A 26,779-nucleotide genomic window follows, 5' to 3' on the forward strand; every position below is an offset into this window, starting at 1 on the left:
CCGGCCGTGCCTGTTCTGGCTCAGCCGGGCCGGTGGTCGCGGTGACTTACGGATTGCGCTGCTTGTGCTCGGTGCCGCTGCCGCCGTAGCCCTGCACCTGGTTGCGCATCCGCTCCCAGGTGGCGCGAGCCTGCCGCTCCTGCTGCTGCTGCGACTGGAGCTTGCGCTGGGACTCCTCCACCTTGCGCTGGGCGTCCGCCGTGGCGGAGGCGAAGTCGGCCTCGGACAGATTCTGGGCGCGCACGTCCTGGTTCGTCTTCAGGGCCTCGTACTCGGCCTGGCTGAGCTTCGCGTCGGCCTCCGCCAGCTCGCTCTCCCGCAGGTCCTTCAGGGCCTCCATCGTCTTGATGGTGTGCTCGCGGTACCTCACCTGGGCCTGGGCCGCGCTCATGCTGGAGTCCGCGCTTTTCAGCTCGGCCTGCGCCTGGGTGATGTTGCTGCTCTGCCCGGTCGCGTTGGCGGCCTTCAGCGCTTCGTCATGCGCTTTCCGGCGGGACTTGGCCGCGTCCTCGTTGCGCCTGGCCACCTCCAGCTCCCGGCGCGCATCATTGAGGGCCACGTCGGAGCGGGTCACCGCGTCCTGGGCCGTGCGCCGCTGCGTCTGGGCCTCGCGGACGTCGCCCAACTGGCTCTCGGGTACCCGGGCCAGCCATGACTCGTCCACCTTCGCCGAGCGCGTCGAGCTGCACCCAACGCTCGCCACCGACAGGGCCGCTCCCATCATCACGCCCGCAAGAACCCGACGCCTTCTCGATTGAAACATGCTCCGTCTCCTCTCCGTGTGCGCGTGTTGCCTGCAAAGACGGTAGTCACGCACCGCTGGGGAGGCAGACGGCAGGGAGGCGTGCCGTGGCGCTGCCCTGACGGGGATGGGCGCGAGCGCCTGCCCGCACGCTCGCTCCACCAAGGGGGACGGTCAGCGCTTCTCCAGGACGACGGCGTAGAACTCGATGCCCACGCCCTCACGGTCCTCGTCGGTGATGTGCTCCGGGGGCAGCCCGAGGAACTCGCGCACGGGCAGCACGCCGGTGGCATCCCGGGCCCAGGGGCCACACAGGTCCAGGTACTCGGGCAGGGAGTAGAGCTGGAAGGACTCGCCCATCTGCCGGAACATGCCGACGAACTGCTCCCACTTCGGGGTGCTGAGGTCCGGTGACTTCGTCTCGAAGGTGGTGAACAGCTTCGAGCCCGGGGCTGCCCAGTCGTACAGGTCACGGAAGAACTGGCGGTTCTCCTCTGCGGACAGGAACACGGTGATGCCATTGGCGCCGAAAGCGACGCGGCGCTCTCCCCCCAGGAAGGCATTGACGTCCGGCCGCCGCAGGAAGGCGCCCGCCTGGCGGATGTCGCATTCCATGTAGCGGACGCGAGGCGTGTCCCCCAGCAGATGGTGGGCCGTGGTGATGGTGAGCGGATTGACGTCGCTGTAGAGCACGCGGGCGTCTGGCAGCACGGCGTGGACGTGGTCCCCGGTGGGCAGCCCCGACGCGAAGTCCACCCAATGGTGGAAGCCGTCGGCCGCCAGGCGCTGCGCGGCGGTGCGCAGGCAGGCGCGCAGCATGGGCACCCACTTCCGGGTGGAGGGCACCAGCGAGAACAGGTACTCCGCCGCTTGCCGGTCGGCTTCGAAGTGGTGCGTGCCTCCCAACGTGTAGTCGTAGATGCGGGCGGCATTGGGGACGTTCGGGTTGACGCCCGGGATTCGGGCGAGCGCTTCGGTATCCATGCGGTCAGGGCCTCCAACGTATCGACGTGGTCTGCGGAATTTCTTCGGGGCTGGTGCGGATGAGGCTCACCAGCAGGAAGTCGCCCTGTTCCAGGGCGACGACGGGGTGGTCCGAGTGGGCCTGCGCGCGGCCGGGGATGCCCATGAGGGGGAAGCTGCCGAGCCAGAGGCCCTGGTAGGGGAGGCGCTGGAGGTCGGGGCGCGCGGACATGGCGCCATCGTATGCGCCGGGCGCGATTTCCCGCACCTCGGGTGATTCCCACCAGCACGGATGGTCGCCTCGGACGGGGGTGGTACAGTCGCCGCCACTGCATGGCTCTTCTCCCCGCGTCTCGTCTGGATGTGCTTCGCGCTGCCCTCCTCGTGTTGGTGACGAGCTGCGCTACCCTGGTGTTGGAGCTGGCCGCCGCCAGGTTGCTGGCGCCCTTCATCGGGGCTTCGCTCCACACGTGGACGAGCATCATCGGCGTGGTGCTCGCGGGCATCAGTCTGGGCAGCTATGCCGGAGGCCGGCTGTCGGAGCGGGGCGCATCGTTCCGGTGGCTGGCGGGCCTCACCGCGCTGGGGGCGGTGCTCGCGCTCCTGCCGCTGGGGTGGGTGGCCGTGCTGGGGGATGGCGCCGCGCTGCGCCCCATCCCCGTGCTGCCGCGCACCTTCCTGCTCACCTTCCTGGGCTTCTTCCCCGTCAGCTTCGTGCTGGCCATGGTGACGCCGCTGGCGCTCCGGCTGCTGCTGCCGGACCTGGGGCGCGCCGGGCGCATCGTGGGCCTGCTGTACGCGCTGGGCACGTTGGGGAGCCTCGCGGGCAACTTCCTCACGGGCTTCGTGCTGGTGGCGTGGTTCCCCGTGCCCACCATCGTCCTCACCGTGTCGGGCGCGCTGATGTTGTGCGCGCTGCTGGCGCTGCCCAAGGCCTCCGTGTCCGCGCCGCCCGTCGAACCGGCGGCCCCCGCGACAGCCGGCGCCGTGACGGCAGCGGATGCCGCGCCGTCCTCGACGGGCGTGGACCTGCGCACCCGGCCCGTGCTGGCGTGCTTCCTGGTGGCCAGCGCGAGCTTCTGCACGCTCGCCATCGAACTGGCGGCCAGCCGCATCCTGGCGCCTACCGTGGGTGTTTCCCTGCTGAGCTGGACAGGCATCATCGGCGTGGTGCTGACGGGCATGGCGCTGGGCAACTTCCTGGGCGGCCACCTGGCGGACCGGTGGCCCCGGCAGGAGGTGCTCGCCGGCTCCATGCTGCTGGCGGCGGCCAGCTGCCTGCTGATTCCGCCCATCCATCAGTGGCTGGTGCTGAAGGGCTACTTCGACGGCCTGGGCCTGCAGGCTCGCATCGTCGGGTACACGGCCGCGGTGTTCCTGCTGCCGGTGACGGCCCTGGGCACGCTGTCACCCCAGGTGCTCCGGTTGGCGCTGGCGGACGTGGAGCGGGCGGGGCGCACCGTGGGCCGGTTGTACGCGTGGAGCACCGCGGGTGCGCTGCTGGGCTCGTTCCTCACCGGCTGGTGGCTCATCGCGAAGGTGGGCGTCTACCCGCTGGTCATGGGAGCCAGCCTGGGCCTGGTGGCGCTGGCGGCCTTCGTGGGGCAGGTGTGGCGGCGGCCCCTCTTCGTCGGCGCCACCGCGGGCACGCTCGCGCTGGCGGGCATGTTCGGCGCGCTGGGGCTGTTCGCGTCGCCGTGCACGGAGGAGACGGACTACTTCTGCATCAAGGTCAACCAGGTGGAGCATGACGGTCGGCGGCTGCTGGCCATGCAACTGGACCACCTGACGCACACCATGGTGGACCTGGAGGACCCGTCGTACCTGGGCTACCCGCACGGGTACATCCACTCGGAGGTGGTGCGCCACGTGGCCGCGCGCACCGCGGAGCCCCGGGTACTCGTGATTGGCGGCGGCGGCTACGTGGTGCCGCGCTGGGTGGAGACCTACGTCCCGCAGGTCCGGATGGAGGTGGTGGAGATAGACCCGGCCGTGACGCGCATCGCGCTGGAGCGCTTCGGTGTGAAGCCGGACACGCGCATCGCCTCCTTCAGCCTGGATGGGCGGCAGTACCTCCAGGAGATGGCGGAGCGCGGCGCGTACGACTTGATTGTCCAGGACGCGGTGAACGACCTGTCGGTGCCCTACCACCTGATGACGCGCGAGTACGACATGCTGGTGCGCTCGCTGCTCAAGCCGGACGGCCTCTACCTGCTGACCGTCATCGACGAGATTCCCCGGGGCTCCTTTCTGCGCTCGGCCCTCCGGACGATGCAGGAGGTCTTCCCCCACGTGGAGCTGCTCCACGACGCCCGCAGTGGCTCCAAGGGGCAGGGTGTCTACATCGTCGCGGGCTCGGCACGGCCCATGGAACTGGAGCGTCTCCCGGAGCTGCTGCGCGGCGTGGGCATCGAGCAGCCGCGCACAGGCCGGGTGCCTCGCGCGGAGATTGACGCCTATCTGGCCGCGGGCCCCGCGTTGCTGCTCACGGATGACTTCGCTCCGGTGGACAACCTGCTCGCGGAGCTCTTCCTCCTCCGCGAACAGGTCGCGCCGTAGCTCAGCGCTTCACGGCTTCGATGATGCACGTGCCGGCCTGGGTGGGGCGGATGCCCACCAACTCCCAGGAGGTCCGGGTCAGCAGTGTCTGGAATTCGTTGGCCGTGCGCTCCCGTCCGTCCGCCAGCACCATCATGTTGAGGTCCATCAGGGGCACGGGAGAGGGCGTCTGGTTGTCGGGCATCACCAGCTCCATCACGAAGAGCCGGGCTCCCGCGGGCGCCGCGGCATGGATGTTCCGCAGGATGGCGGTGGCGGACTCCTCGTCCCAGTCGTGAAGGATGTGTTTGAGGAGGTAGGCCTCGGCGGAGGGGAGGCCCGGCTCGAAGAAGCTGCCGCCCACCAGCTCCACCCGTCCATGGAGGCCCTGGGCTTCCATTGGGGCCTTCGCGCCTTCGAGCACGTGCGGCAGGTCGAAAAGAATGCCCCGGCAGGAGGGGTTGGCGCGCAGCACCCGCGCTAGCAGCGCGCCCTGGCTGCCGCCGATGTCCGCCACATGGGCGAAGGGGGAGAAGTCGACCTGTTGCGTCAGCTCATGGGCCACCAGGGCCGACAGGTTGCCCATGGCCCGGGCGAAGTGCGTCGCCTCTTCGGGGTGCTTGGCGAAGTGCTCCCAGATGTCTGTCCCCAGGGCCTCGCGGACGGTGGACTTCCCGGTGCGGACGGCCTCGATGAGCTGGCCCCAGGGCAGCCAGTGGGCGCGGTCACTCTGCGCGATGGCCACGTCCCGCAGCGAGCCGGGGATATCCGAGCGGAGCCCTTCGCCCATGGGCGTCAGGGCAAAGGTCCGCTCACCGACCTCCTGGAAGACGCCCGCGGAGATGCCGCCTCGCAGCAGCCGGTACAGGCCATCCGCGCTGATGCCGAGCTCGTCCGCCAGCGCGTCACTGCTCCGCGGGCCCTTGGAGAGCAGGTCCGCGATTCCCAGACGGGCCGCCGTGCCAATGACCTGGGTGAGCCAATAGCCGCCGATTCGCTCATAGAGTAGCTGCGTGGGAAACGGAGTCCCGCCGGGAGTCTTGTCCATGCTTGGAGTCTAACAGCGCTCAAATCCTGTCATCACCAGGGATGACGCCAATAAGCCGTGATCCGAGACTCCCCGGCGGCGCCAGGACAGGGCGCGGCGCCAGGGAGCCCACCGCGCCGGGCTACTTGCCCTTGCTGTAGTCGCGGCTGGCGATGACGCCCTGGACCTCGGCCAGCGCGCGGGCGCCGGACGCGGACTCGAGCGCCTTCTCGGCGATGGCCTGGACCTGGCGCTTGGCCTCGGCCAGCTCCGTCTGAAGCGTCTGGAGCGCCTGGGCCTGCTTGGTGGCGGTCTCCTTGAGCGAGGAAATCTCCATGGCGGCGACGCGCTGCGCCGTCTCCGCGTCCTTGGTGGCGAGCGTGAGCTTGAGCTCCCACTCGGACTTCACCCGGTTGCCGGTGATGGCCGCGGCGGTGTCCGTCTCCTTCTTGAGCACCAGCGGGAAGTCCGCCACCTGCTTGCGCAGGTCCTCCAACTCCTTCTCACGCTGCTTCAGGGCGTCCTCGCGGGTGGCCCAGTCCTTCTCCAGCTTCTCCTTGCGGTCGCGCTCGGTGGCGGCCTGCTGGCGCAGCGACTCGGCGAAGGCATCCTGCTCCTTCTTGCGCTGGAGCTGGGTGTCATAGGCGTACTCCTCCTCGGCGCGCTTGCGGGAGACCTCGGTGGCCTGCCGCTCGGAGGACTGGTCCGCGGCGGCCTTCGCCCGGGTGTCCTCGATGTCCTTCTGGAGCCGCTCCATCTCCGCCTCGAGCTCGGCCTTCTTCTTGTCGTACTCGGCCACGAGCACGTCGATGGCGCTGGCGGCCACGTCCTTGCCGTGCAGCCCGTTCAGCTCCTCCGTCTTGAGCTGGATGGCCTCGTCGAGCTGCTTCAGCTCCTCCACCAGCGAGATGACCTGCTCGTTGATGCCGGCCAGCGTCTTGTTGATGGTGAGGCCCGCCTCCGTGACTTTCTTCACGGCGGATTCGGCGGTGAGGCTGGACACGTCCGCGAGGACGTTCTTCGCGTGGGCCTCCTGCGCGTCCTGCTCCTTGGTGGAGACGATGGGCTTGTTGCGCGCCTTGCGAGCGAGCTCCTCGAAGGCGGCCTTGGTGGCCTCGGTGGAGCGGTTGCGGGCGACGACATTGCGCTTGGACGTCTTACGAGTAGCCATGTGACTCTCCAGGTAGGGCACGGCCAGGGCAGGCCGTGAGGCCTGCGAGGGACGTGAGGGTTTCGTGGAATCGCTGGTCCCCTTTTGGGGCGACCATGGGAAAAAGATACCTGGGGGGTCTGACATGGTTGGTCGGGTTTCAGGCGGTCTGGCGGGGTGCTTGGAGCCCCCAGAAGCGCCTCTGGGCGGCCAGGGCGGCGAGGCTTGGGGCACAGCGCCCTTGTCCTCGGGGCCGGGGCCCGGCTAACTCGCAGTCCCCGAAACGGCTCAAGGGAGAGCGTCAATGCAGGTCGTCAGTGTGAAGAAGGCCCTCGCGGGAGGGGTGGAGGAGGGGACGAAGGTGGAGGTCCGCGGCTGGGTGCGCACGCGCCGCGACTCCAAGGCGGGCATCAGCTTCGTCAACGTCAGCGACGGGTCGACGTTCGACCCCATCCAGGTCGTCGCTCCGAATTCGCTGCCCAACTACGAGAAGGAAATCCTGCACCTCACCGCGGGCTGCTCGGTCATCAGCCGGGGCACGCTGGTGAAGTCCCAGGGCAAGGGGCAGGCCTATGAAGTCCAGGCGGACGAAGTCCAGGTGCTGGGCTTCGTGGACGACCCGGACACGTACCCCATCCAGCCCAAGCAGCACACGCTGGAGTTCCTGCGCGACGTGGCCCACCTGCGCGTGCGCACCAACACGTTCAGCGCCGTCACGCGCGTGCGGCACCGCGCCGCCCAGGCCGTCCACCGCTTCTTCGACGAGGAGGGCTTCTTCTGGGTCAACACGCCCATCATCACCGCGAGCGACGCGGAGGGCGCCGGGCAGATGTTCCGCGTCTCCACGCTGGACGCGGTGAATCCGCCGCGCACGTCGGACGGGAAGATTGACTGGCACAAGGACTTCTTCGGCAAGGAGGCGTACCTGACCGTCTCTGGCCAGCTCAACGCGGAGGCCTACGCCCTGGCTATGTCCAAGGTGTACACGTTCGGCCCCACGTTCCGGGCGGAGAACTCCAACACCACGCGGCACCTGGCCGAGTTCTGGATGATCGAGCCGGAGGTTGCCTTCGCGGACCTCAACGAGGACGCGAACCTGGCCGAGCGCTTCCTCAAGCATGTCTTCAAGGCGGTGCTCAATGACTGTGCGCCGGACCTGAAGTTCTTCGAGGAGCGGGTGCAGAAAGGCGTCATCGAGCGCATGGAGAAGTTCATCAACTCCAGCTTCGAGCGCATCGACTACACCGAGGCCGTCGAAATCCTGAAGAAGGCCAAGAAGAAGTTCGAGTTCGAGCCCGAGTGGGGCAAGGACCTCCAGACGGAGCACGAGCGCTATCTCACCGAGGAGCACGTGGGCCGGCCGGTGGTGGTGATGAACTACCCGGAGGCCATCAAGTCCTTCTACATGCGCCTGAACGATGACGGGAAGACGGTCGCCGCCATGGACGTGCTCGCCCCGGGCATTGGCGAAATCATCGGCGGCAGCCAGCGCGAGGAGCGCCTGGATGTGCTGGATCAGCGCATCCAGAAGTTCGGCCTGAAGCCGGAGAGCTACCAGTGGTACCGCGACCTGCGGCGCTACGGCTCCGTGCCACACGCGGGCTTCGGGCTCGGCTTCGAGCGGCTCATCGTCTACATGTGCGGTCTGCAGAACATCCGGGACGCGATTCCCTACCCGCGCGTGCCGGGCTCCGCGGCGTTCTAAACCGCCGTCCGAGTGTCCCCTCCACCGAGGGAGGGGACACCCGCCCGTTCAGGGCAACTGGCTCTCCAGCGCGTCCCAGCGGGTCCGAATCCACTGGCGCACGTACTCGATTTCCTTCTCGTAGGAGTTGAAGTCCTTGCGCGTGTGCCAGTGGGGGAAGTTGCCATGGCCGCCCCACGGGTCATTCGGGTCGCCGAAGGCGCGGTGCTTGGCGCCCCACTTCGCCCAGTCACGCCGCGCGGAAGGCGCCGTCTCCTGGACGTAGCCGTCGATGAGGGCCTGCATGACCTCCACGTTCAGGCTGCCGTGCAGCAGCGCCCGGTAGCGCTCGCGCAAGGGCCCGGCGATGGTGGGGTCGGCCAGCATGCGCTGGAAGAGCAGGTTGTCCGCCCGGAAATTGGGCCGCGCCGTGGGTGAGGTCCGGGTGGTGTCGTAGGTCTGCCCGAAGCTCGCGTCCAAGTCCCAGGGGATGAAGCGCCAGGGGCCGCCGGTGGCCGGGTCGTAGGCGTGGTAGGCATTCTTCGCCTGCGAGTCCACGCCCAGGATGAGCGTGTTGAAGATCCACCAGTCTTCGTAGTCCCGCGCATTCATCCGCTGCGGGAAGCCGGCGCGGAAGGCGTCCGCGTTCGAGTCCGCGATGAAGGCGGTGAGCGCCTCCATGGGCGCGAAGGCGCCAGGCTCGCCTTCCTCGGGATCGCCCTCCGACTTTTCGAAGCCTTCGTGGAGGCTGCTCTTGGTCGTGCCGTCTTTGCGCAGGCGCGAGAAGTTGGCGCGGTGGTCCACGGCCTTGAAGGCGTCCGCGTCCTTGTCGATGCCGTGCGCGGCCATCAGGCGTTTGTTGACGTGGTCCGCAGCCGTGTAAAGGCCGACGTATTTGTTGTTGGCGTAGAGCACCGCGCTGTAGGTGCGCAGGTGGATATGGCCCGGGCTCATCCGGCTCCACACGTCGAAGGCGAGCCGTGAGCGAATGTAGGAGTTGTCATTGAACGTGGTGATGAGCACCACGCGCTTGCGGTCCTCGAAGCCGTTTCCGAAGACAGGCTCGGTGAACAGGTCCTCGTCCGGGAATTTCAGCGTGAGGCTGCGCTTGGGAAACACACTGGAGGTGGCGCCCCGGTACTTCGCCTCCAGGTCGAAGCGCTGGCCCCGGTAGACGAGCTGCACCGGCAGGTAGCCGCCCGCCGTCAAACCGCCCTCGTAGGAGAGGTGGAACACCGGCAGGCCGAACTCCTCCGTGTAGGCCGCCGGGTCGACGATGGGGACGTTGCCGGGCGCGGACTCGTTCTCCGCCACGCCGACCTTGAGCGTGCCCGTCTCGCCGGTGCTCTCTTCCCGGAGCGTGAGGTGCCACACGGCGGCCTGGTCCTTGCCGGGCGTCCAGCTCAGGGTGCCCGTGGCCGCATCGAACCGGGCGCCGGGCGGCAGGTTGTCCACGACGAAGCGCGTGTCCGGCGCGGCATGGCCGGTGGTGCACGTCACGGTGGCGGAGACGGGCTCGCCTTCGAGCACCCAGCGTGGCTCGCCCGCGGTGGGCTCACAGAGGTTGGACTGCGGCGGTGGGCCGCCGTCGGGCTCGCCGCCGTCAGGGGGACCTGGGCCGGTTCCCGCGTCGGGTGTCGTCCCTCCGTCCGTGCCGTTCGTGGGCAGGCCTGCGTCGGGAAGCGTCCCGTTGTCAGGGGGCTCGCTGGCGGGGTCCGGAAGGCCACGGCTTCCGGAGTCGCCACCACACGCCACCATCAGCCCCGCGACTCCCGCCAGGAACATCCTTGGAAAGCGTTTCCCGCCCACCTGAGCCCTCCCCCCTCGAACAACGCCCCGTCACGGCTCGCAGGATTAACCATTCCGTGACGCGCCTGGCACCCCCCGCGGTGCCGGCGTTGTCGGTTCGTGGACGCCGCCGGAGGGAGGGCGCCCGGCGAGGTCAGGACGGGACACGCGGTGTCCGGTGGGCAACCTCCCTGGGCCAGCAGCTTCTGGATGGCGCGCGTCGATGGCCTGGAGCTTCGCCGCCGCGAAGGTCTCCAACTCGGAGGGGGAGGGGATGCGCCCGTCCTCCATCGCGAGGAAGGCGGCGACCTCCCGCAGCGTGAAGCCCAGCCCCTGCGTCCGCCGGACGAAGCGCACGCGCATCACATCCTCCGGGGGGACTCGCGGTAGGCGCTCTGCGTCCGGCGGGGCGGGGGCAGTCGCTTGCGCCGTTCGTCGAACCGGCGCGTGGGAATGCCCACATCCGCGGCCCGGGCCAGCTCGCTTCCAGGGGACTATCCGGCTTTGAGTCGCACGGAATCAGAGGCGTGCTTCGCGAGCGCCTCGGCGATCTGGTCCGACTTCCACAGCGGGTCCAGGCAGGGGCAGAAGTAGCCGGGGCCCGCCTTCTCGCGCACGGCCCAGGTGAAGAACTCGCGGGCGGTGTCGTGGAGCTCCTCGGGCAGGAAGAGGGCGGCGACGTCGTACTCGGTGAAGCGGAGCAGGCCCGGCACGCGCCACTCGCGCTCCCAGTCGAAGCGGTAGCTGTAGGGCGCGTTGTGATGGTCGCCCTGGATGTCCACAAAGGGCGTCATGGACCAGATGGGCTCTTGCAGGGGTGAAGGCGCCGCGAGCGCGCGCTCCACCTGATGCTTCAGGGCGAGGTGCGCGGGGGAGGCGTACTGGACGTACCAGACAGGGCCGCCGCCCTGGGAGAGGATGTAGGTCTTGCTGAAACCAATGCCATACAGGCTGCGGCGCTGGACGAGCCGGGCGAGCTGGTCCAGGGGAATCTCGCTGAAGCACACGGAGCGGTGGCGCTCGGCGACGGCGGGCTCTCGGCGGGCGATGCCGAAGCCCTCGGCGCCGGGGATGAGCGTCCGGGCGCCGAGGATGCTCATCATGTTCTGGTAGGCGTCACGATAGGGTGGTCCCGGCTTCGTGAAGTGAACCACGAAGTCAGACATGTCTCGCCACTGTGGATTCGTCTGGTAGCCGAGCATCATCCCTACTCCGCAGGCAATGTCTCGGACAGAGCGGGGGGATGCAACTCGAACGACGCGTGGCACGCCGCGCCTGCCTGTCTTGTATTCAGGGGGACGAGGGCTGCCGGCGCAATGCGTTGCTCCCGATTGCCAGGCAGGGAAGCCTCCTGGGGGCAGGAGCCGTTTGAGGCGGCAGCCCGGTTGAGGGAGCCGCCGAGGCAGGGGACGAAGCGCCGCTGAGCGCGGCGGGGGGCCTGGACCGCGCACGGCAGCGGTGTGTCCGTCCACGTGCCGCAGGGGCCCCGCCCCCTCTGGGCGGAGGCGCGCATTTCCCGCTGATTTTTTTCACATCGCCTGCGAGAGTGAAAATCGCGACATTTCAGGTTGTCGAATTTCAGGATTTTGCGGCCATGGCCCGCCTGCGGGGACGTCAAAGGCGCGGCTCACGACGCGCCCGGCGAACCCATGGCCTTTCCTTGTCACAATGCTTGACACGCGATGGAACGGATGAGGTCGAACATGTCTGGACGGTCGTTGCTGGCAGTGTCGTTTGTCGTCTTGGCCTGCGCGCCGGCGACCGCGCAGACGGGGCAGTGGTCGCAGCCGGCAAAGACCGAGCAATGGTCGCAACCGTCGCAACAGCAGCCGCAGGCCCAGCCGCGCACGCAGGCGCAATCGCCTGCCCAGACGCCGCCCACGCCGGGCAAGGGCGGGCCCGGCCAGTCCCAGCCGGGCCTCGCGTCCAGCCCCACCACCACCCAGCAGGTCGATCCCCGGGCGATGGACAATCCGGAGGTCGTCCAGCCGCAGGGCAAGGTCCCGGCCGGCATGGTGGGGCGCTGGAATCTGTGGGTGCCGGGCGGCATCTGGTACAGCACCGACGGCAGCCGCATCTATCGCAACTATACGCAAGGAGCCGCCATGAACAGCCTGACCATCCGCGCCAACGGCACCTACAACTGGGGCGGGACGGCGGGCCGGCTGACGGAGATCCGCCCCTGGTTTGCGCAACCCGGCGAGCGCTATTTCGCCGTCCAGCTCGATGCCGACCTCAAGTACATGGCGCGCCACGATGCGGGGAAGGGCAAGATCGACCTGTTCTTCTGGGGTGTGGGCGGCCACGCGGCGACCGGCACGCGCTGAGGCGTGCGGCGGCGCCTCGGCGGCCTCTGCGCCCGACCCGCACGCTGCGATGCCGCGGCCGCTGCGGGGCCGCGTCATCACCCCTCGCGTCGCGGTAGCCGGGGCGCTCCGGGCCCACGGACCGGCGGCGTGGAGTCCCCCTCCATCGCCCAGAGGGCGGGGCCTCCAGCCGTGCCTCCATGCGCGGCGCTACGGGGACGACGCAATCCTGTTCTCGCGCCCGCGCTCTTCGTAGTCGGGCCAGCCGAAGTGGCCTTCGTACTCCTCGACACCCAGCTCCGCGGTGGCCGAGGCGCGCAGGGCCTCGAACTGGCTGCTGTCCCGCAGCTCGAGCAGCGTCGCGACGAGCATCTTCCCCAAGTGCTCCTCGAGTTTCGCGTGCGCCTCGGGCGTGCCCCAGGTCCCATCCTCGCGGGCCGCGAGCTTCGCGCCATCGAGGCCCACCAGGGACGGCTTGTGGTCCTTCACGTCGGCCCAGCGCGGGACGAGGAGCTCCGCGAAGCCGAAATGAGTCATTGCGTCGCCACGTCCCGGCTCGGCCGCCGGGTCGAGGTCGAAGCTCACGTTCAGCGTCCCGTTGTCGGTGGAGTACTGGAGCTCCAGTCGCTGGAGCGGCCGTGCGTCCTGGACCCGGGAGAAGTCCTTCACCGCCTTGGCGAGGAACTTCGCGACGCGCTGGCGCTCCTTGCCCAAGTCCAACGGAGCGACCTTCTTCTTCGGGGGAATCGCGACGTAGTACGAGGCGCGGAAGGCACCCTCGGTGCCCTCCCACGGAGCCAGGGCGATGAAGGCCTCGGTCTCGTGGCCCTTCGCGTTCTTCAACACCAGGTCACACCAGTACGTCGGTTGCGGGTGCAGGCGCTGCGTGCGGAAGATGGACCACCGGGGCTGCACGAAGGGCTTCAGCGTCGCGCTCGTGACTCGAAAGCCGCTCGTGCCGAGTCCCCGGATGAAGCTGTCGTTCTGACGGGGAGGGCCGGCCTCCGGAAAGTCGGGATGCTCGTGCGCCCGCAGGCCAGACCAGTCACGGGCATCGAACAGCTCGCGCCAGCGGTCCACGAAGGCGACCGCGCCCGGGGGCGGGGGAGGAGAGGACGTCATGCGGCCGCTATACCTCAATGACCGCGCGGCTTGGGCTCCTGCCGCGTCTGCTGCAACCCGTCGTCATCAGGGCCGCGAGGCGGTGACCCAGACGCCGGGCCTGGGGCGCAGGGTGATGGCGGGCGTGGGGTGGATGACTTGGCCCGGCGTCAGGTTCAGCCGGACGCGTTGGAGCAGGGTGGCCAGCACCAACACCAACTCCATCAGCGCGAACTGGTTGCCGATGCACTGACGTGGCCCACCGCCGAAAGGGAACCAGGCGAAGCGTGGACGCGCCTGCTCCCGTTCGGGAAGGAAGCGATCCGGGTCGAAGCCTTCAGGATTGTCCCAGATGCTCGGGTGCCGGTGTGTCACCCAGGGGGCGATCAATAGATGGGCGCCTTTGGGAATCCGGAATCCGCCCACGAGGTCCTCCTTGGTGGCGATTCGAGAGAGGGCCCATGCCGGTGGATAGAGCCGCAAGGATTCGTCCACCACGCGGTGGGTGAGTTCCAGCCGGGGCAGGTCCTCGTGCGTGGGGTTGCGGCCACCCAGTTCACGTGCCAGCTCCGACTCCATGTCCCTTCGCACGCCCGGGTGCTGGGACAACAGCATGATGGTCCATGCCAGCGCGCTCGCCGTCGTTTCATGGCCGGCGAGCAGCAGGGTCAGGACCTCGTCGCGGAGCTGCGAGTCGCTCATCCGCTCGCCCGTGTCATCATCGTGTGCCTCCATCATCATCTGCAGCAGGTCGTGGTGCTCGCCGCTCTCGCGTCGTCGCTTCGCGATGATGCCGTGCACCACGCGGTTGAGGCTGCCGACGTCTCGCTCGAACTGCCGATGGGCGGGAAGCGGAAGGCGCAAGGAAAGCGGCACGGGTTGTGTGAGCCGCTTGTAGACAAACACTTGCAGCCGGCTCATCACCGTCGCGATGTCATGCGTGGCGCTGCTGACATCGGCGCCGAACAGCGTCGAGCTGGCGATGCGAAGCGTCAGGCGGGTGAAGTCCTCGGCCACATTGAACGCGGCGCCCGTGTCGGCGCGGGCCTCCATCGTGGCGGCGAGGTCCGCAGCCGCGTCCACCATGGTCCTCGTGAAGCCCGCGACCCGTTGGCGATGGAAAGCGGGCTGCGCGAGTCGGCGTTGCCGCAGCCAATGGTCACCGTCGCTGGTGAGCAGGCCATGGCCCAGCAGTTCTTGAAGCACCCTGAATCCGCGTGACTGTTTGCTGTAGTTGCGCGCATGGTCTTGGAGGACGTGGCGCACGCCATCCGGGTGCGCCACCAGGACGAGGTCGGCGGGCCCCATGGGGAGGCGCACCACGTCGCCGTATTCCCGCGCCTGGGCTTGCAGGAAGTGGAGCGGGTCCTTTCTCAGGGCACGTAGATGTCCGATCAGCGGGGCTCCTGGTGACAGGGGCGGAAGGGGCGCGGCGGTCGACGCACCCGCTGGATGGATGGACATGGTCGCGAGCTCCCTTCCTGGCAACGAAGCCTCGTGCTGGGCATGGGGTGTTCATCCCCGGCGGCGAGCGCATCCGGGCCCGGCTCCGGCCCGTTGGAGGGCGCACGCTGGCGGACTACCATTGGCCTTTTCTTGACGAGGGAACGTTCTTGGAAACCCTGTTCCGAAATGGTCGCCTGGCGCTCGCCGCCGTGCTCGTCCTGGCCCTGTCGCCCATGGCCCTGGCCGCCGCGGGCAGTCCGCAACTCCAGGCCTTCTTCCAGCAGGACCTGACCAGCGCTGACTACCAGCAGAAGGTCTACTCGCGCGTCGCGGGGAAGTGGCGGCAACCCGGTGCCAAGGGCACGCCCGGTTTGGGGAAGAAGACGGTGGTCCGGGCCGTGATTGGCAGGGACGGCAAGCTCCTCTCCGCCGATGTGTCCACGGAGTCCGGTTCGAAGACGTGGGATGCCGCCGCGCTGTTGGCCGTGAAGAAGGCGGCGCCCTTCCCGCCGCTGCCGGCGAATTTCCCCGGTGCCACGCTGGACGCCCACTTCCACGTGGCCTGGGTGGCCGGGCCCTGAGCTCGGGCGACGCGCGGCGGTTGATTGGTGAGGGCACTCCCGGGCGGACACGCGGTATATGGTGCGCCCATGGCGACTCCTCATATCTCCGCTGCCCCTGGTGACTTCGCTGACGTGGTCCTCATGCCTGGCGACCCGCTCCGCGCTCGTTACATCTCCGACCGCTTCCTGGAAGGTGCCCGCGAGGTCACCTCCGTGCGCAACATGCTCGGCTTCACCGGGACCTTCCGGGGCCGGCGCGTGTCGGTGATGGGGCACGGCATGGGCGTTCCCTCCATCTCCATCTACGCCACCGAGCTCATCAAGACGTATGGGGTGCGCGTGATCATCCGCGTGGGCAGCTGCGGCGCGCTGAGCACCGACGTGAAGGTCCGGGAGGTCATCGTCGCGACGGGGGCCGGCACGGACTCCAACGTGAATCGGATGCGGCTGATGGGGCATGACTTCGCCGCGGTGGCGGACTTCACGCTCGCGCGCCGGGCCATGGAGGCGGCGGAGCGGCGCAACAAGCCTGTGCGCGCCGGCCCCGTCTTCACCTCCGACCTCTTCTACCACCCGCAGGAGCAGCTCAACGCCACCCTGGCGCGGATGGGTGTCCTGGCCGTCGAGATGGAGGTCGCCGGCCTCTACGGCGTGGCCGCGGAGTCGGGCGCCCGCGCGCTGGGGCTGCTCACGGTGTCGGACCACATCATCACCGGGGAGAGTCTCACGCCGCAGGAGCGGCAGACGACGTTCGACGAGATGATTGAACTCGCCCTGGACGTCGCACACGCCGAACCCACGCCGTAGCGCCTTGTTGGTGGGCAGGCGGGCAGGGGGCCTGTCCGCTCTGAAGGTACGAGAGGGCCGCTCTCGGAGCGCTTTCCAGCGCCGGGGGCGGCCAGATTTCCCGGACGGTGCTTTGTGCCCAGCGGGATTCCGGGCCATCCTCCGGCCCGGTGCGTTATCCAATCTGGCTCCTCCTCGTTTGCGCCGGCTGTGCCGCGCGTATTTCCCCCCACGCTGGCACTGCGCCGGCCGCCGCCGTGCGTGCCCAGGACTCCGTCCCCGTGGCCGCCGCCGAGCCGCTACCCGAGGCTCCTCCGCTGGCGTCCGCTTCCGCCACCGAGCCGGTGGCCCCGGTGGCGGAGGCTGCTTCCGCGCCCACGTCCACCGCGGATGACTGCGCGTTGAGCGCGGAGGACCTGGAGCCCGAGGAGGAGGAGCTGGCCGAGGGCGAGGGCGACGACGGCGAGAAGGAGACGCCGGACGCCGTGGCCGCGGGCGCCGCTTCGACAGGGCCGCTCTACTCGGCTGACATCTCCGATGAGGAGCTGGCGCGGCGGTGGAAGGACGAGATTTCCTCGCTGGGCTCCATGGCAGTGGGTTTCGCGCACAGCGGCCGGCTGGTGAACGCCAGGCAGTTCCCCCAGGGAGACGACTGGATCGTCGTCACTCCCGCGGGCGCCTGGGCCACCGAGGAGACCGTCAACTACCTGGCCGACGCCATCCGCGACGTGCGTGCCCGCTTCCCGAATGCGCCTCCGCTGCGGGTCAATGGGATGAGCCACAAGGAGGGCGGCCACATGCGCCCTCACAAGAGCCACCAGAACGGCCGTGACGTGGACGTGGGCTTCTACTACCCGACGGTGGACCCCATCCGGACCCGCGCGCGCGAGCACGTCATCGACGTGCGCATGAACTGGGAGTTCATCCGCTCGGTGCTCGTGAAGACGGACGTGCAGATGATTCTCGTCGACCGTCGCGTGCGGAAGGTCATCTACGACCACGCCGTGCGCGCGGGCGAGGACAAGGCGTGGTTGGACTCGATTTTCAATGACGGCCCCATGGGCATCGTCCGGCATGCCCGCGGCCACCGCGACCACTTCCACATCCGCTTCCACAATCCGCGTGCCCAGGAGCTGGGTCGTCGGGTGCAGCCGTTCCTGGCGCTCCAGCCGGAGCACAATGTGACGACGCACCGCATCCGGAACGGTGACACGCTGGGCGGCATCGCGCTCAAGTACGGGTCGTCGGTGGCGATGATCAAGAAGGCCAACCGGATGCGGAACAACTTCCTGCGCGCGGGGAACCGGCTGTCCGTGCCCCTGCGCGGGCCCTGCACGCACTGCCCGGTGCCGCCGCCGCTCGTGCTGCCCACCCGGCGCCTGCCCCCGAACGTGGTGGCGCCGGCGATGGTTGCCGCCGCTCCCGCGGCGAAGGCGGAGAATGGTTGTGTTCGGACTGAGGGGGCTGTGGCGCAGGGGGCGGCCACCGTCGTTCCCGCGGTGGGCGCGGCCTCCGTCGAGGCGGCATCGACTGTGTTGGCCTCCGCTCCCGTTGGGGAGTCGGCTCCCGTGGTGACGTCGGCTGTGGGGAACTCCGTGGATGCGGCTGCGGTGAAGCCTGCGGCCGGTGGGGCTCTGGACGTGGCTGCGGTGAAGCCTGCTGGAGGGACGTCCGTCAATGTGGCTTCGCCGGTGAAGCCCGCGAACGCCGTCAACGTGGCGTCGACGGTGGTTCCCGTCGCGGCGGAAGGTGCCCTGGCGACGACGCCTGCCGCCACGGATACCGCGGTGGCGCAGCCCGCTTCCGTCAAGGCGGCTCCGGCGGAGCAGACCGCTGCGTCCAGCCCGGCTCCGGCCATGCAGCCCACTGTCGTACCGACGCGCGAGAAGGGCGAGGGCGCCGCGGGCATCACTCACGGCCGCTGACCTGTCCTCCACCGGCCATGCAGGCTTGGGCCCCGTGTCTCCCATGTGGTGACACGGGGCTCGTTCGTTCCGGAGTGTGGTAGGCACGGGCCGTCCATGGCGTTTTCACCGCACAAGGGCCGTTCGCTGGCCCACAAGGCCCGTCAGCGCTCCCCCGGCCACCACTACAACGCGAGCTTCATGTCCGCCGCCGACCGCGCGGAGGCCCTGAGCTGGCTCGCGACGCTCCACCCGCTGTGGGAAGAGCGCTACTCCAAGCACTTCCCCCCGCCACCGGGGCAGTCCCAGCGGCGGCTGCTGCGGCCGGTGTATTGGCTCGGCAACTGGCAGTTCGCGTGCCTCGACTACTACCACCCGCCCAAGGGCATCCTGAACCGGTGCGTCCAGGCCGAGCCCTTTCCGGCGGTGCTCCAGCGCCAGGTGACGAAAATCGAGGAGCTGGCGCGGCGGATGTACCGCGGGCCGGACATGCCTCCCCGCTGGCACCTCAACACCTGCCTGGTGAACTTCTACGGGAGCCGGTTGGAGGACGGGCGCTGGGTGGACACCGCCCGAGTGGGCGAGCACAAGGACTTCGAGCCGGGCCCCGTGGCCTCGCTGTCCTTCGGTGAGCGTGCCCTCATCCAGTTCGTCACGTCCTCCCGCCCAGGCGAACGTGACGCGGTGGTGTTGGAGCAGTGGCTGGATGACGGCTCGCTCCAGCTCTTCGGCGGCGCGCGCTGGAAGGACCAGACGTTCCACCGCGTGCAGCGGGTGGACACGCGCACGGGCAAGACGCTGGCTCCGGAGCTGCCGGACTTCCGCACCCGCCGCATCAACCTGACGTTCCGCTACGTGCCGGACGAACACGTCATTCCGTTCGCCGCGCTCTCTCCCGAGGCGCGCGAGGACGTGCGGCCCTACATGGCGCAGCTCGCCCGGGGCAGCGCCTTCTTCCGCGATGCCCTCGCACGTGAGGCGCCGGGCACGCCGGCCTGACGCAGGGCCGCCCCCCGCCTACGAGCGGCGCTTTCCGTGCGAGCGCGCGTGCCGTCCCGGTGCCAGGTCCGGCGCGCGCTTCGACTGCCCGTGGTCCTTCTGCGGAGGACCCGGGTCCTTCTGCGCGGCGAGGAAGGCCTCCCACGCCTCCTTGAAGACGGGGTCCTCGCGCGGCACCTGGACGCGGGGAATCTCCGAGCGCATCAGGTGCTCGATGCGCGTGATGACCTGCCCCTCGCGCGTGGTGGCGAAGGTCGACGCGACACCGCTGGCGGCGGCTCGGGCCGTGCGGCCGATGCGGTGCACGTAGTCCTCGGCTGCATGGGGCAGGTCGTAGTTGATGACGTGGCCCACGTCCTCCACGTCGAGCCCACGCGCCGCGATGTCGGTGGCCACGAGGCAGCGGTAGGTGCCGTTCCGGAAGCCCTCCATGGCCTGCTTGCGCTGGTTCTGCGTGCGGTCCGCGTGCAACACCGCGGTCCGGTGTCCCGCGCGCTGGAGCGCCCGCTGGACCTTGTCCACGCGCTCCTTCGCCCGGGTGAACACCAGCGCCGTCGCCGAGTCCTGGGCCAGCAGGGTGAGCAGCAGCGGCGTCTTCTCCTCGGGACGGAGGAAGTACAGCCGTTGCTCGGCGCGCTCGGCGGGCGTGCCGCTGCGGGTGACCTCCAGGCGCACGGGCTTGTACAGCCGGCTCTTGGCGAAGCGGGTGACGTCGGGCCCGAGCGTCGCGGAGAACAGCAGCGTCTGCCGGCGGCGAGGCAGGTGGGCGACGATGCGTTCGAGCTGCGGCAGGAAGCCCATGTCGAGCATCCGGTCCGCTTCATCCAGCACGAGCGCTTCCAGGTGTGGGAAGCGGATGGCGGTGTTCTCCATCAGGTCCACCAGCCGCCCGGGCGTGGCGATGACGAAGGAAGGCAGCGTCTTCAGGGCGTTGACCTGCGCGCCCATGTCCTCACCGCCAATGACGGTGGCGTGCGTGAGGCGGCGGGGTTCCGCGAAGAAGCGCACCGGCTCCGCGATTTGCTGGACCAGCTCACGCGTGGGGGCCAGCACCAGCGCGAGCGTGCCCTTCTTCCCCGCGAGCCGTTCCACCAGGGGGAGGACATACGCGGCCGTCTTGCCCGTTCCGGTGGCCGCGCAGCCGATGACATCCCTCCCGGCGAGCGCTGGAGGGATGGCCTGCTGCTGGATGGGCGTGGGCTGCGTGAAACGCGCGCGGCGCAGGGCGCCCAGCGTCTCCCGCGAGAGGCCCAGATTGTCGAAGGTGTCGCTCACGGCTTGGGGGTACCACGTCGCGAGGCCTCGTGGGAAAGGGCCTCACGGGGCAGGCACCGTGATTCCCGCCCGCCAGGAGGGCATGATGGCCGGATTGGAACACCTGATGCCCTTCACACCGCTGCCGGTGGTCCTGGATACCAACGTGGTCCTGGACCTCTTCGTGTTCGATGACCCCTACACACGCCCGCTGGCCGAGGCCCTGGCGGCGAGGACGCTGACGGCCTGGACGGACGCGGACACGCTGGCGGAGCTGGGCTACGTGCTGGCCTCGCGCAACTTTCAACCCGGCCTGGGGGCGCCCCATCGGACCGCTGCGTTCGAGCGCTACCGGGCCCAGGTCCACATGGCGCCGTCCGCCGAGTCCGTGCCCACGCCGTCATTGCCCCGCTGCCGGGACCGGGACGACCAGAAGTTCCTGAGCCTGGCCGCGCGAGCCGGAGCGGCGTGGCTGGTGAGCAAGGACAAGCGGGTGCTCTCCATGGCGGACCGTGCGGGCCTGTCTTTCGCCATCCTCACGCCTCGGCAGGCCGTGGCCCGCCTACCACCCAGGGGGTAGATACACGCCGCCCGCTCCGGAACATCTTTCGCGTCGAGCTGCACATTCACTCGATTCCCAAGCGAGAGAACATGTTCCGGATTGCGATGGTCGTGGCGCTGGCCCTGTCCACCTTCGTTGGCTGTGGTGGCGATGACGACAACCCTGACGGCACGCCGCAGAAGGTGCAGTGTGATGCCTCGAACTGCGCGGGCTGCTGCTTCAACAATGTCTGTCAGACGGGGACGTCGACCTCCGCGTGCGGCAAGGCAGGGGCCACGTGTCGGGCGTGTGGCACCGCGCAGGTGTGCAAGGCGGACCAGACCTGCGGCGTGGACCCGGAGGGAGTCTGGCGCGTCCAGCCCGTCTCCGCCCAGATTGCCACCAGCAACAATGGCTCGGCGTGGGACGCCGACAGCTCACCGCCGGACGTGTTCGTCGAGATGGCCTGTCCGGGAGGCACGTCCGTGTTCATCTCGGACGTGGTGCAGAGCTACACGCCAGCGTGGACCACGGCCGGGTGTACGGCGCGAGCAAGCCAGTTGATGGCGGAGCAGTGGGCCTTCCGCCTCTGGGACGAGGACCTGGCGTCCGACGACACCATCACTGATGTCCTGGGCATGCGCTTCACCGAGCAGCACTTCGCCGCGGGCACCGTCACGATCGGTGCTTCTGGCGGCATGACGTCGCTGACGGTGCAGCTCCAGAAGCAGCCCTGAGCACGGCGGCTGAAGCGCACACGGCAGACCCGGACAGGGTTGTCGGGTCCGCCGTGTGCGTCGATACGCTGAAGCGGCTCAGGCCCGAGGCGCCGGGCGGTAGCGCAGCACCTGGACCCGGGTCTCGGAGACGAGGAAGCTGGTGATGGTGGTCGGGCTCGCCTTGCCGTTCGACTCGCCCCAGTCGATGACATGGATGCGCAGGGCGACGGTGCCCTCCATCATCATGTCTGTGTGGTCGTTCGTGAGCACGACATCTGCTTTCTCGCCCGCGTAGGTGACGAGCGTCTGACGGAAGGCGTACCAGGACTCACGGCTCCCGGAGAGCTCGGACTTGCCACGCAGGAATGCCGTGGGGCGGGCGAGTGAGCCCAGGAGGAAGTCGCCGCCAGTGACCTGGTGCTTGAGCTTCTCCGACGCGGGGAGGTTGGGGTCGTCGCAGCCCATGCACTCGTCCGCGCAGGAGCAATCGTAGCTGTCCTCGCGGGTCCCCGCGCGGCGCTTCTCGCACTTGCTGATGCAGGCCTTGGTCTGCTGGGCCTCCTTCTTGTCCAGCTTCTCGATGCTCGCCAGCATCTGCGCCTGGCTGGCATCCGCCTCGAAGAAGGACGCGTCTCCCAGGTGGAGCAGCCCCGCGATGCGCACGATGCCGTCGCTCTCCATTGCGGACAGGGCCGTGCGCGCCGAGGTCGTCTGGGCCTTGGGCTGCGCCGGCTTGACGCGTGTCCACTTCGCGCGCGCCTCGGAGTCCTGGCCCTCGTAGTCGAGGCTCGCGCGGTCGAAGAGCTCGGCCACCTTCTTCGCGCGGTCCAGCGCCGACTTGTAGCTGTCCTTCACCGGAACCGTGGAGAACAGTCCGACGGCGTAGGTATTTCCCCGAGGAGGCTCACCCTCCTCGTAGGAGCGCTCCAGCGTGAGCAGCTTCTCCACCTCGTAGCGGGGCGCCCACTCCATCTTGGCGGCGCTACCGCTGCGGGCGGCGGCCTGCTTTCGCTCGAGCGCGAAGGCGCGGACCTGCTCGAAGGCCGCGGCCTCCGCCTCCGGCTTGTAGGGGTCTTCCCCCTCCACGTACACGCGGAAGTCACTGAGACAGGTGTCGTCGTAGGACGTCCCGGGATAGGTGGAGACGAGCGTGAGCCGCACGCCGTGGACCTTGTTCGGGACGGGCAGGCGGACTTCCTGCCAGCCGAGGACGTCCTTCAGCTCCATCTCCAGCGCGGTGCCCGTCGTCTGGGGGCCCGTCTCTCCCTGGACCAGCGGCTCCAGCTTCACCTTGCGAGGCCGAGCGTTGGCGCGGAAGAGCTTTTCGGACTTCTGGAAGCCATTGCGAAGGAACAGGCGGTACGTCTTCGCGCGCGACAGCTCCGGTCCCCACCATTCAATGGCCTCGCCCTCGCCGCGGCCTTTGGCGCCTTCCACCCAGGCGGTGGCCGGGTCGTCATCCGCGATGTAGAGCGGCAGATAATTCTGGGCGTGCTTGTTCCAGCCGTTCTCCAGGAAGGAGGAGGCCGTCACACGGCGGGGATGCAGCCGGTTCGCCGAGCCCGCATTGGGTTCGAGCATGACAGGCGGCGTCGCGGCGAGGAGGAGCGACAGGAGAATCATGGCGTGCGTTCCTTCGGGGTGTGTGACGACGGAAAAGGTTGAAGGGGCTCGGCCCAGAGCACGAGCTGGGACAGGCCCGGCGGGTAGAGCCCGGAGTCTTCCTGCTCGCGGGACACGAGGTGGTAGACGACGCGCGCGTAGCGTGCCCCCTTGGGGAGCAGCACCTGGCGTGTCTCTCCGGGCAGCAAGCGCGTGTCCTTCACCGCGCCCAGGTGGGGCAGGGGCTCGTGGGGCCACTCCCGGACCTCCAGGCTGCGGCCGAACGTGGCCACGGTGCGGGAGGTTTCGAAGAGGGGGCCCTCGGAGACTTCCACGCTCACCCAGCGCATGACGTCACCCGAGGGAAAGGCATGGCCCACCTCGCGCGTGGAGATGCGGAGAAATGCGCTCGCCTGTACGACCCGGAGCGCGGCCTTGAGGGACTCGGTGCGTCGCGTGCCTCCGAAGCCGTGGTCTCCCTGGGGCATGTGGCAGGACGTGCAATGGCGCGTGTCACCGCTCTGGGTCTGCCAGCGGCGCCACTCTCCCACCGTGTCCTGTTGAAGCTGCGTGGGGGACAGCCGCACCCGCTGGCCCGCGCTCGTCAGCACGGGGAAGCCGAACTGGTGACAGCCCGCACAGGGCATTCCAGGCGCCTGTCCTTCGTTCCCCGTGGGTGCATGGCAGCCGGCGCAGGTGACACCGTGCTCCTCGGGAGGACTGTCCTTGGGAAGCGGGCCCCGCTCCAGGTTCCGGGCGAGCGGCGCGTGACATTGCACACACCAGCCGGGCCGGTCCTCGGTCAACGCGACCTGGAAGACGTCATCCGTGCGGGCCGTGGCGTGCCCGCTGTGTCGCCAGGAATCCACCTGGACGGCGTGGCATTCCGCGCAGCGCTGGACATTCCAGTCCGGCAGGCCATGCGGCGCGGGTCCCACGTCCATGCGCGCGGTGCCTTTGGGAAAACGCGACGTGGGGGCTGTGGCCAGCAGCGAACAGGTGAAGAGGACGAGCACGGACACGGTGGCCCGCACTGTAGGCGTGATTGGGAGGGGCGCGATACAACGCCTCACCTATGAGAGCCTATGAAATCCAAGCAGGGTTTGGGTTGGACAAGCTGGTGCAGGTCGAGCGGCCGGACCCGACTCCAGGCCCCATGCAGGTGCGGGTGCGCGTGAAGGCCACGAGCCTCAACTCCCGTGACTTGATGATGGTGGAGGGTCGTTACAACCCCCGGCAGAAGCTGCCACTCATTCCCAACTCGGACGCGGCGGGCGTCGTGGATGCGGTAGGCCCGGGTGTGACGCGGGTGAAGCCTGGTGACCGGGTGATGAGCCTCTTTTCCCAGGCCTGGAGCGCCGGAGAGCCCACGCGGGCGGCGCAGGTGAGCACGCTGGGAGGACCGTTGGACGGTGCCCTCGCGGACACGGTGCTGTTGCACGAGGACGGCGCGGTGCCTACGCCCGCCTATCTCTCCGATGAAGAGGCTGCGACGCTGCCGTGCGCGGCCGTGACGGCGTGGAGCGCGCTGGTCACCCATGGGGCACTCAAGGCGGGGGACACCGTCTTGCTTCAGGGCACCGGTGGCGTGTCCATCTTCGCGTTGCAGATTGCCAGGCTGCTGGGCGCGCGAATCATCATCACCTCCAGCAGTGACGCCAAGCTGGCGCGAGCCCGGACGCTCGGCGCGCATGAAGGCATCAACTACGGGACGACGCCGGACTGGGACAAGGCGGCGCGCGCGCTGACGGGAGGCGTGGGCGTGGACCACGTGGTGGAAGTGGGTGGGGCGGGGACCTTCGAGAAGTCGCTGCGCGCGGTCCGGCCCGGCGGCACGGTGTCTGTGATTGGCGTGCTCAGCGGTGGTGCGGGGACGGTGCCGCTGACGCCCATCCTCATGCAGAACCTGCGGGTGCAGGGCATCTTCGTGGGCCACCGGCAGAGCTTCGACGCGCTCAACCGGGCCTTCGCGTTGCACACCGTTCGCCCGGTGGTGGACCGCGTCTTCGAGTTCTCCGAGGCACGCGCTGCTTTCGAGCACCTCAAGAGAGGGGCGCACTTCGGGAAGGTGGTCGTCCGGGTGGGGTGAGGCAGTCCCCATCGCCAGACGCGCGCATCCCTGACGCCGCTTCGTCCGGGCACCGGCATTGTCCCGCCGGTGCCATGCACGAGGTCATCGAAGTCGGGCCCCGGAGTTCGCTCCGGGAGCCCCGAATGACGGCTCAGGAACCCGCTTCGTGCGAGCCTGGGTCGGACGATGAGGCCGGGCGGGCCACGTAGGAGACCTGGGGCCCGCCAGTCCGCGGTGAACGCGGACCTCCGCGGCCCTGGGACTGGCGCGGCTGTCGAGGCCCACCCTCGTTGCCGCCATTGCCCGGACGGGATTCCCGGACGGTGTTCTGCGCGGGAGCGCCTGGTATGGACCGAGTCTCGACGACAGGCTCGGGCCTGCCATTGCCGCGCCGGTCGTTCCGGTCGGAGCGAGCCCCTCCACCGCGAGGACCCCTCGAGTTCGTCGGTGAGGCGAAGGCGTCGCCACGAGGCTCGGTCCGTGGTGGACGGCCGTTGTCGAACACACGCTGCTCATTGCCGGGCACGCTTGGATTGCCACCGCGCGGGTTGGCGCGGGGAGGCCGGCCATTGCGTTGTTCGTTCTGGCGGGGGCCGCTCGAGGGCGCGCTGTTCGCGAGTGGCTCATTCGGCTGGGAACCGCCCATGCCTCTGCCGTGCGCACGCGCGTCATTCTGGCGGGGGCCGTTCTGGAACCTGCTGTTCGCACGAGGCTCATTCGCGCGCGGACCGCCATTCGAGCCACGAGGCTCATTCGTGCGCGGACCGCCATTCGAGCCACGAGGCTCATTCGTGCGCGGACCGCCAAGCGAGCCACGAGGCTCATTCGCGCGCGGGCCGCCCTGGACGCCACCACTCGCACGCGGCTCGCTTGGGCGCCCAGGCGCACCGCCGCCCGTCCGCTGCCCACTCTGGGGCGGCCGTGCGCCGTTGCCTCCACCCCTCGGCGGAGGCCGACCTCCTCCAAAACCCCGGTTGCGCCCGCCCCGAGGCGGAGGTGCCGCCACCGCGGGCTTGCCACGCTCACCGCCACCCTGCCTGAGCACCAGCGCCTCCAGTTCCCGGAGCTCGGCCTCGGCGGCCTCTTCGGGCGTCATGTCGCGCTGGGGGGCGGCGGCTTGCTCGACCGGTGCGGGCGGCGGCGGACGGAACCCGCCTCTGCGCTCGTCACCCTGGGGCTGGAACCCCTGGTTCCGAGGACCTCCGCGACCGTGATGGCGAGGCCCCTCCCGGAAATTGCCCGACGGCACGAAGTCCTGGGTGAGCTCCCGGCGCACGTAGGCATTCCAGATTTCGCTCGTGTCGCTCGCGATGCTGTGCAGCCAGGGCGCGGTGCTCGCGAGGAAGTTGCGGACGTTGTCCAGGTCGCGCCGGAAATAGAACTCCGCGCGGTTGTTGCGAGCAGCCGCCACCGTCTGCGGGAAGTCGATGATGACCGGCCCCGCATAGCTCATGAGGATGTTGTACGGGGACAGGTCGCCGTGGATGAGGTCGGCGCACAGCATGTTGATGACCTGCGCTCGCAGGTCCACGTAGAGGGCGTGCGCGTCCTCGGGGGTGCTGGGGGGGGCTTCCACCTGTCTCTTATACCCATCT

24 protein-coding genes are annotated in these 26,779 nt (G+C 69.1%); 10 read left to right on the top strand and 14 right to left on the bottom strand.

What is annotated here, in order from left to right; all coding sequences use genetic code 11:
- Positions 1-46: 46 nt before the first annotated feature.
- The 3 genes from FMQ63_RS03730 to FMQ63_RS03740 form a co-directional block, all read right to left on the bottom strand.
- Positions 47-724 (bottom strand): hypothetical protein, encoded by a 678-nt coding sequence (locus FMQ63_RS03730; protein WP_225909897.1) that lies wholly within the window; start codon positions 722-724, stop codon positions 47-49.
- Between the two features lie 192 nt (positions 725-916).
- Positions 917-1,726: an SAM-dependent methyltransferase gene (locus tag FMQ63_RS03735; RefSeq protein ID WP_011552369.1), complete on the bottom strand. Its 810-nt coding sequence runs from the start codon at positions 1,724-1,726 to the stop codon at positions 917-919.
- Between the two features lie 4 nt (positions 1,727-1,730).
- Positions 1,731-1,937 (bottom strand): hypothetical protein, encoded by a 207-nt coding sequence (locus FMQ63_RS03740; RefSeq protein ID WP_216609169.1) that lies wholly within the window; start codon positions 1,935-1,937, stop codon positions 1,731-1,733.
- A gap of 101 nt (positions 1,938-2,038) precedes the next feature.
- Here FMQ63_RS03740 and FMQ63_RS03745 point away from each other — a divergent pair, with 101 nt between their 5' ends.
- Positions 2,039-4,264, top strand: coding sequence for a fused MFS/spermidine synthase (locus tag FMQ63_RS03745; RefSeq protein WP_020480708.1), 2,226 nt, complete (start codon positions 2,039-2,041; stop codon positions 4,262-4,264).
- A 1-nt stretch (position 4,265) separates the two neighbouring features.
- On the opposite strand, the gene FMQ63_RS03750 is transcribed toward FMQ63_RS03745, so the two are convergent.
- Positions 4,266-5,291, bottom strand: coding sequence for a methyltransferase (locus FMQ63_RS03750; protein ID WP_011552372.1), 1,026 nt, complete (start codon positions 5,289-5,291; stop codon positions 4,266-4,268).
- Positions 5,292-5,412: 121 nt separating this feature from the next.
- Positions 5,413-6,441, bottom strand: a complete 1,029-nt coding sequence (locus FMQ63_RS03755; protein ID WP_011552373.1) for a hypothetical protein — start codon at positions 6,439-6,441, stop codon at positions 5,413-5,415.
- A 283-nt stretch (positions 6,442-6,724) separates the two neighbouring features.
- Between FMQ63_RS03755 and asnS the strand changes: the two genes are divergently transcribed.
- The gene (asnS, locus tag FMQ63_RS03760) at positions 6,725-8,125 is read left to right on the top strand and encodes an asparagine--tRNA ligase (protein ID WP_011552374.1); all 1,401 of its coding nucleotides are present in this window, start codon (positions 6,725-6,727) and stop codon (positions 8,123-8,125) included.
- 48 nt (positions 8,126-8,173) lie between these two features.
- Here the strand turns inward: asnS and FMQ63_RS03765 are convergent, their stop codons facing one another.
- From FMQ63_RS03765 to FMQ63_RS03775, 3 genes are all read right to left on the bottom strand, one after another.
- Entirely contained in the window at positions 8,174-9,889 is a 1,716-nt protein-coding gene (locus FMQ63_RS03765) for a CotH kinase family protein (RefSeq protein WP_216609168.1), read from the bottom strand.
- Positions 9,890-9,958: 69 nt separating this feature from the next.
- Complete coding sequence (locus tag FMQ63_RS03770; protein ID WP_020477594.1) at positions 9,959-10,255, bottom strand: MerR family DNA-binding protein; 297 nt, start codon at positions 10,253-10,255, stop codon at positions 9,959-9,961.
- Positions 10,256-10,386: 131 nt separating this feature from the next.
- Positions 10,387-11,097 carry an abortive infection system antitoxin AbiGi family protein gene (locus tag FMQ63_RS03775; RefSeq protein ID WP_216609167.1) on the bottom strand — a complete coding sequence of 237 codons (711 nt, stop codon included), beginning with the start codon at positions 11,095-11,097 and terminating at the stop codon, positions 10,387-10,389.
- A 498-nt stretch (positions 11,098-11,595) separates the two neighbouring features.
- Between FMQ63_RS03775 and FMQ63_RS03780 the strand changes: the two genes are divergently transcribed.
- Positions 11,596-12,219 carry a hypothetical protein gene (locus FMQ63_RS03780; protein ID WP_020480707.1) on the top strand — a complete coding sequence of 208 codons (624 nt, stop codon included), beginning with the start codon at positions 11,596-11,598 and terminating at the stop codon, positions 12,217-12,219.
- Positions 12,220-12,408: 189 nt separating this feature from the next.
- Here the strand turns inward: FMQ63_RS03780 and FMQ63_RS03785 are convergent, their stop codons facing one another.
- Together FMQ63_RS03785 and FMQ63_RS03790 are read right to left on the bottom strand one after the other, a co-directional pair.
- Entirely contained in the window at positions 12,409-13,320 is a 912-nt protein-coding gene (locus FMQ63_RS03785; RefSeq protein WP_020477596.1) for a hypothetical protein, read from the bottom strand.
- 66 nt (positions 13,321-13,386) lie between these two features.
- Entirely contained in the window at positions 13,387-14,763 is a 1,377-nt protein-coding gene (locus tag FMQ63_RS03790; RefSeq protein ID WP_011552379.1) for a cytochrome P450, read from the bottom strand.
- Between the two features lie 149 nt (positions 14,764-14,912).
- Between FMQ63_RS03790 and FMQ63_RS03795 the strand changes: the two genes are divergently transcribed.
- The 4 genes from FMQ63_RS03795 to FMQ63_RS03810 all read left to right on the top strand — a co-directional run bounded on the left by FMQ63_RS03795 (position 14,913) and on the right by FMQ63_RS03810 (position 18,997).
- Entirely contained in the window at positions 14,913-15,326 is a 414-nt protein-coding gene (locus tag FMQ63_RS03795) for a TonB family protein (protein WP_225909899.1), read from the top strand.
- Positions 15,327-15,395: 69 nt separating this feature from the next.
- Positions 15,396-16,115 (top strand): purine-nucleoside phosphorylase, encoded by a 720-nt coding sequence (gene deoD, locus FMQ63_RS03800; RefSeq protein ID WP_011552381.1) that lies wholly within the window; start codon positions 15,396-15,398, stop codon positions 16,113-16,115.
- A 236-nt stretch (positions 16,116-16,351) separates the two neighbouring features.
- Positions 16,352-18,019 (top strand): penicillin-insensitive murein endopeptidase, encoded by a 1,668-nt coding sequence (locus FMQ63_RS03805; RefSeq protein WP_228556358.1) that lies wholly within the window; start codon positions 16,352-16,354, stop codon positions 18,017-18,019.
- Between the two features lie 96 nt (positions 18,020-18,115).
- Complete coding sequence (locus FMQ63_RS03810) at positions 18,116-18,997, top strand: alpha-ketoglutarate-dependent dioxygenase AlkB (protein WP_043612184.1); 882 nt, start codon at positions 18,116-18,118, stop codon at positions 18,995-18,997.
- Between the two features lie 18 nt (positions 18,998-19,015).
- Here FMQ63_RS03810 and FMQ63_RS03815 read toward each other — a convergent pair whose 3' ends face one another.
- On the bottom strand, positions 19,016-20,272 hold the full coding sequence (locus FMQ63_RS03815; RefSeq protein WP_011552384.1) for a DEAD/DEAH box helicase: 1,257 nt from the start codon (positions 20,270-20,272) through the stop codon (positions 19,016-19,018).
- On the opposite strand from FMQ63_RS03815, the gene FMQ63_RS03820 reads away from it, so the two are divergent.
- Together FMQ63_RS03820 and FMQ63_RS03825 are read left to right on the top strand one after the other, a co-directional pair.
- The gene (locus tag FMQ63_RS03820) at positions 20,253-20,831 is read left to right on the top strand and encodes a putative toxin-antitoxin system toxin component, PIN family (protein WP_011552385.1); all 579 of its coding nucleotides are present in this window, start codon (positions 20,253-20,255) and stop codon (positions 20,829-20,831) included. The two genes, FMQ63_RS03815 and FMQ63_RS03820, sit on opposite strands and share 20 nt — an antisense overlap.
- A gap of 71 nt (positions 20,832-20,902) precedes the next feature.
- Complete coding sequence (locus FMQ63_RS03825) at positions 20,903-21,529, top strand: hypothetical protein (RefSeq protein WP_011552386.1); 627 nt, start codon at positions 20,903-20,905, stop codon at positions 21,527-21,529.
- 78 nt (positions 21,530-21,607) lie between these two features.
- Here FMQ63_RS03825 and FMQ63_RS03830 read toward each other — a convergent pair whose 3' ends face one another.
- Together FMQ63_RS03830 and FMQ63_RS03835 are read right to left on the bottom strand one after the other, a co-directional pair.
- Positions 21,608-23,134 (bottom strand): hypothetical protein, encoded by a 1,527-nt coding sequence (locus tag FMQ63_RS03830; protein WP_011552387.1) that lies wholly within the window; start codon positions 23,132-23,134, stop codon positions 21,608-21,610.
- Positions 23,131-24,135 (bottom strand): cytochrome c family protein, encoded by a 1,005-nt coding sequence (locus tag FMQ63_RS03835; RefSeq protein WP_225909902.1) that lies wholly within the window; start codon positions 24,133-24,135, stop codon positions 23,131-23,133. The genes FMQ63_RS03830 and FMQ63_RS03835 overlap by 4 nt, the downstream gene beginning before the upstream one ends.
- Positions 24,136-24,188: 53 nt before the next feature.
- Between FMQ63_RS03835 and FMQ63_RS03840 the strand changes: the two genes are divergently transcribed.
- The gene (locus FMQ63_RS03840; protein WP_011552389.1) at positions 24,189-25,202 is read left to right on the top strand and encodes an NAD(P)-dependent alcohol dehydrogenase; all 1,014 of its coding nucleotides are present in this window, start codon (positions 24,189-24,191) and stop codon (positions 25,200-25,202) included.
- Between the two features lie 133 nt (positions 25,203-25,335).
- Here FMQ63_RS03840 and FMQ63_RS03845 read toward each other — a convergent pair.
- A partial coding sequence (locus FMQ63_RS03845; protein ID WP_141276551.1) for an RIO1 family regulatory kinase/ATPase occupies positions 25,336-26,779 on the bottom strand: 1,444 nt, incomplete at its 5' end.

The organism is Myxococcus sp. CA005 (assembly GCF_006518205.1).
Classification (GTDB): domain Bacteria; phylum Myxococcota; class Myxococcia; order Myxococcales; family Myxococcaceae; genus Myxococcus; species Myxococcus xanthus.

Coding starts and splice junctions, on each gene's coding strand:
- FMQ63_RS03730 (WP_225909897.1), bottom strand. CDS start 724: ATGATGGGAGCGGCCCTGTCGGTGGCGAGCGTTGGGTGCAGCTCGACG.
- FMQ63_RS03735 (WP_011552369.1), bottom strand. CDS start 1,726: ATGGATACCGAAGCGCTCGCCCGAATCCCGGGCGTCAACCCGAACGTC.
- FMQ63_RS03740 (WP_216609169.1), bottom strand. CDS start 1,937: ATGTCCGCGCGCCCCGACCTCCAGCGCCTCCCCTACCAGGGCCTCTGG.
- FMQ63_RS03745 (WP_020480708.1), top strand. CDS start 2,039: ATGGCTCTTCTCCCCGCGTCTCGTCTGGATGTGCTTCGCGCTGCCCTC.
- FMQ63_RS03750 (WP_011552372.1), bottom strand. CDS start 5,291: ATGGACAAGACTCCCGGCGGGACTCCGTTTCCCACGCAGCTACTCTAT.
- FMQ63_RS03755 (WP_011552373.1), bottom strand. CDS start 6,441: ATGGCTACTCGTAAGACGTCCAAGCGCAATGTCGTCGCCCGCAACCGC.
- asnS (WP_011552374.1), top strand. CDS start 6,725: ATGCAGGTCGTCAGTGTGAAGAAGGCCCTCGCGGGAGGGGTGGAGGAG.
- FMQ63_RS03765 (WP_216609168.1), bottom strand. CDS start 9,889: ATGTTCCTGGCGGGAGTCGCGGGGCTGATGGTGGCGTGTGGTGGCGAC.
- FMQ63_RS03770 (WP_020477594.1), bottom strand. CDS start 10,255: ATGCGCGTGCGCTTCGTCCGGCGGACGCAGGGGCTGGGCTTCACGCTG.
- FMQ63_RS03775 (WP_216609167.1), bottom strand. CDS start 11,097: ATGATGCTCGGCTACCAGACGAATCCACAGTGGCGAGACATGTCTGAC.
- FMQ63_RS03780 (WP_020480707.1), top strand. CDS start 11,596: ATGTCTGGACGGTCGTTGCTGGCAGTGTCGTTTGTCGTCTTGGCCTGC.
- FMQ63_RS03785 (WP_020477596.1), bottom strand. CDS start 13,320: ATGACGTCCTCTCCTCCCCCGCCCCCGGGCGCGGTCGCCTTCGTGGAC.
- FMQ63_RS03790 (WP_011552379.1), bottom strand. CDS start 14,763: ATGTCCATCCATCCAGCGGGTGCGTCGACCGCCGCGCCCCTTCCGCCC.
- deoD (WP_011552381.1), top strand. CDS start 15,396: ATGGCGACTCCTCATATCTCCGCTGCCCCTGGTGACTTCGCTGACGTG.
- FMQ63_RS03810 (WP_043612184.1), top strand. CDS start 18,116: ATGGCGTTTTCACCGCACAAGGGCCGTTCGCTGGCCCACAAGGCCCGT.
- FMQ63_RS03825 (WP_011552386.1), top strand. CDS start 20,903: ATGTTCCGGATTGCGATGGTCGTGGCGCTGGCCCTGTCCACCTTCGTT.
- FMQ63_RS03830 (WP_011552387.1), bottom strand. CDS start 23,134: ATGATTCTCCTGTCGCTCCTCCTCGCCGCGACGCCGCCTGTCATGCTC.
- FMQ63_RS03840 (WP_011552389.1), top strand. CDS start 24,189: ATGAGAGCCTATGAAATCCAAGCAGGGTTTGGGTTGGACAAGCTGGTG.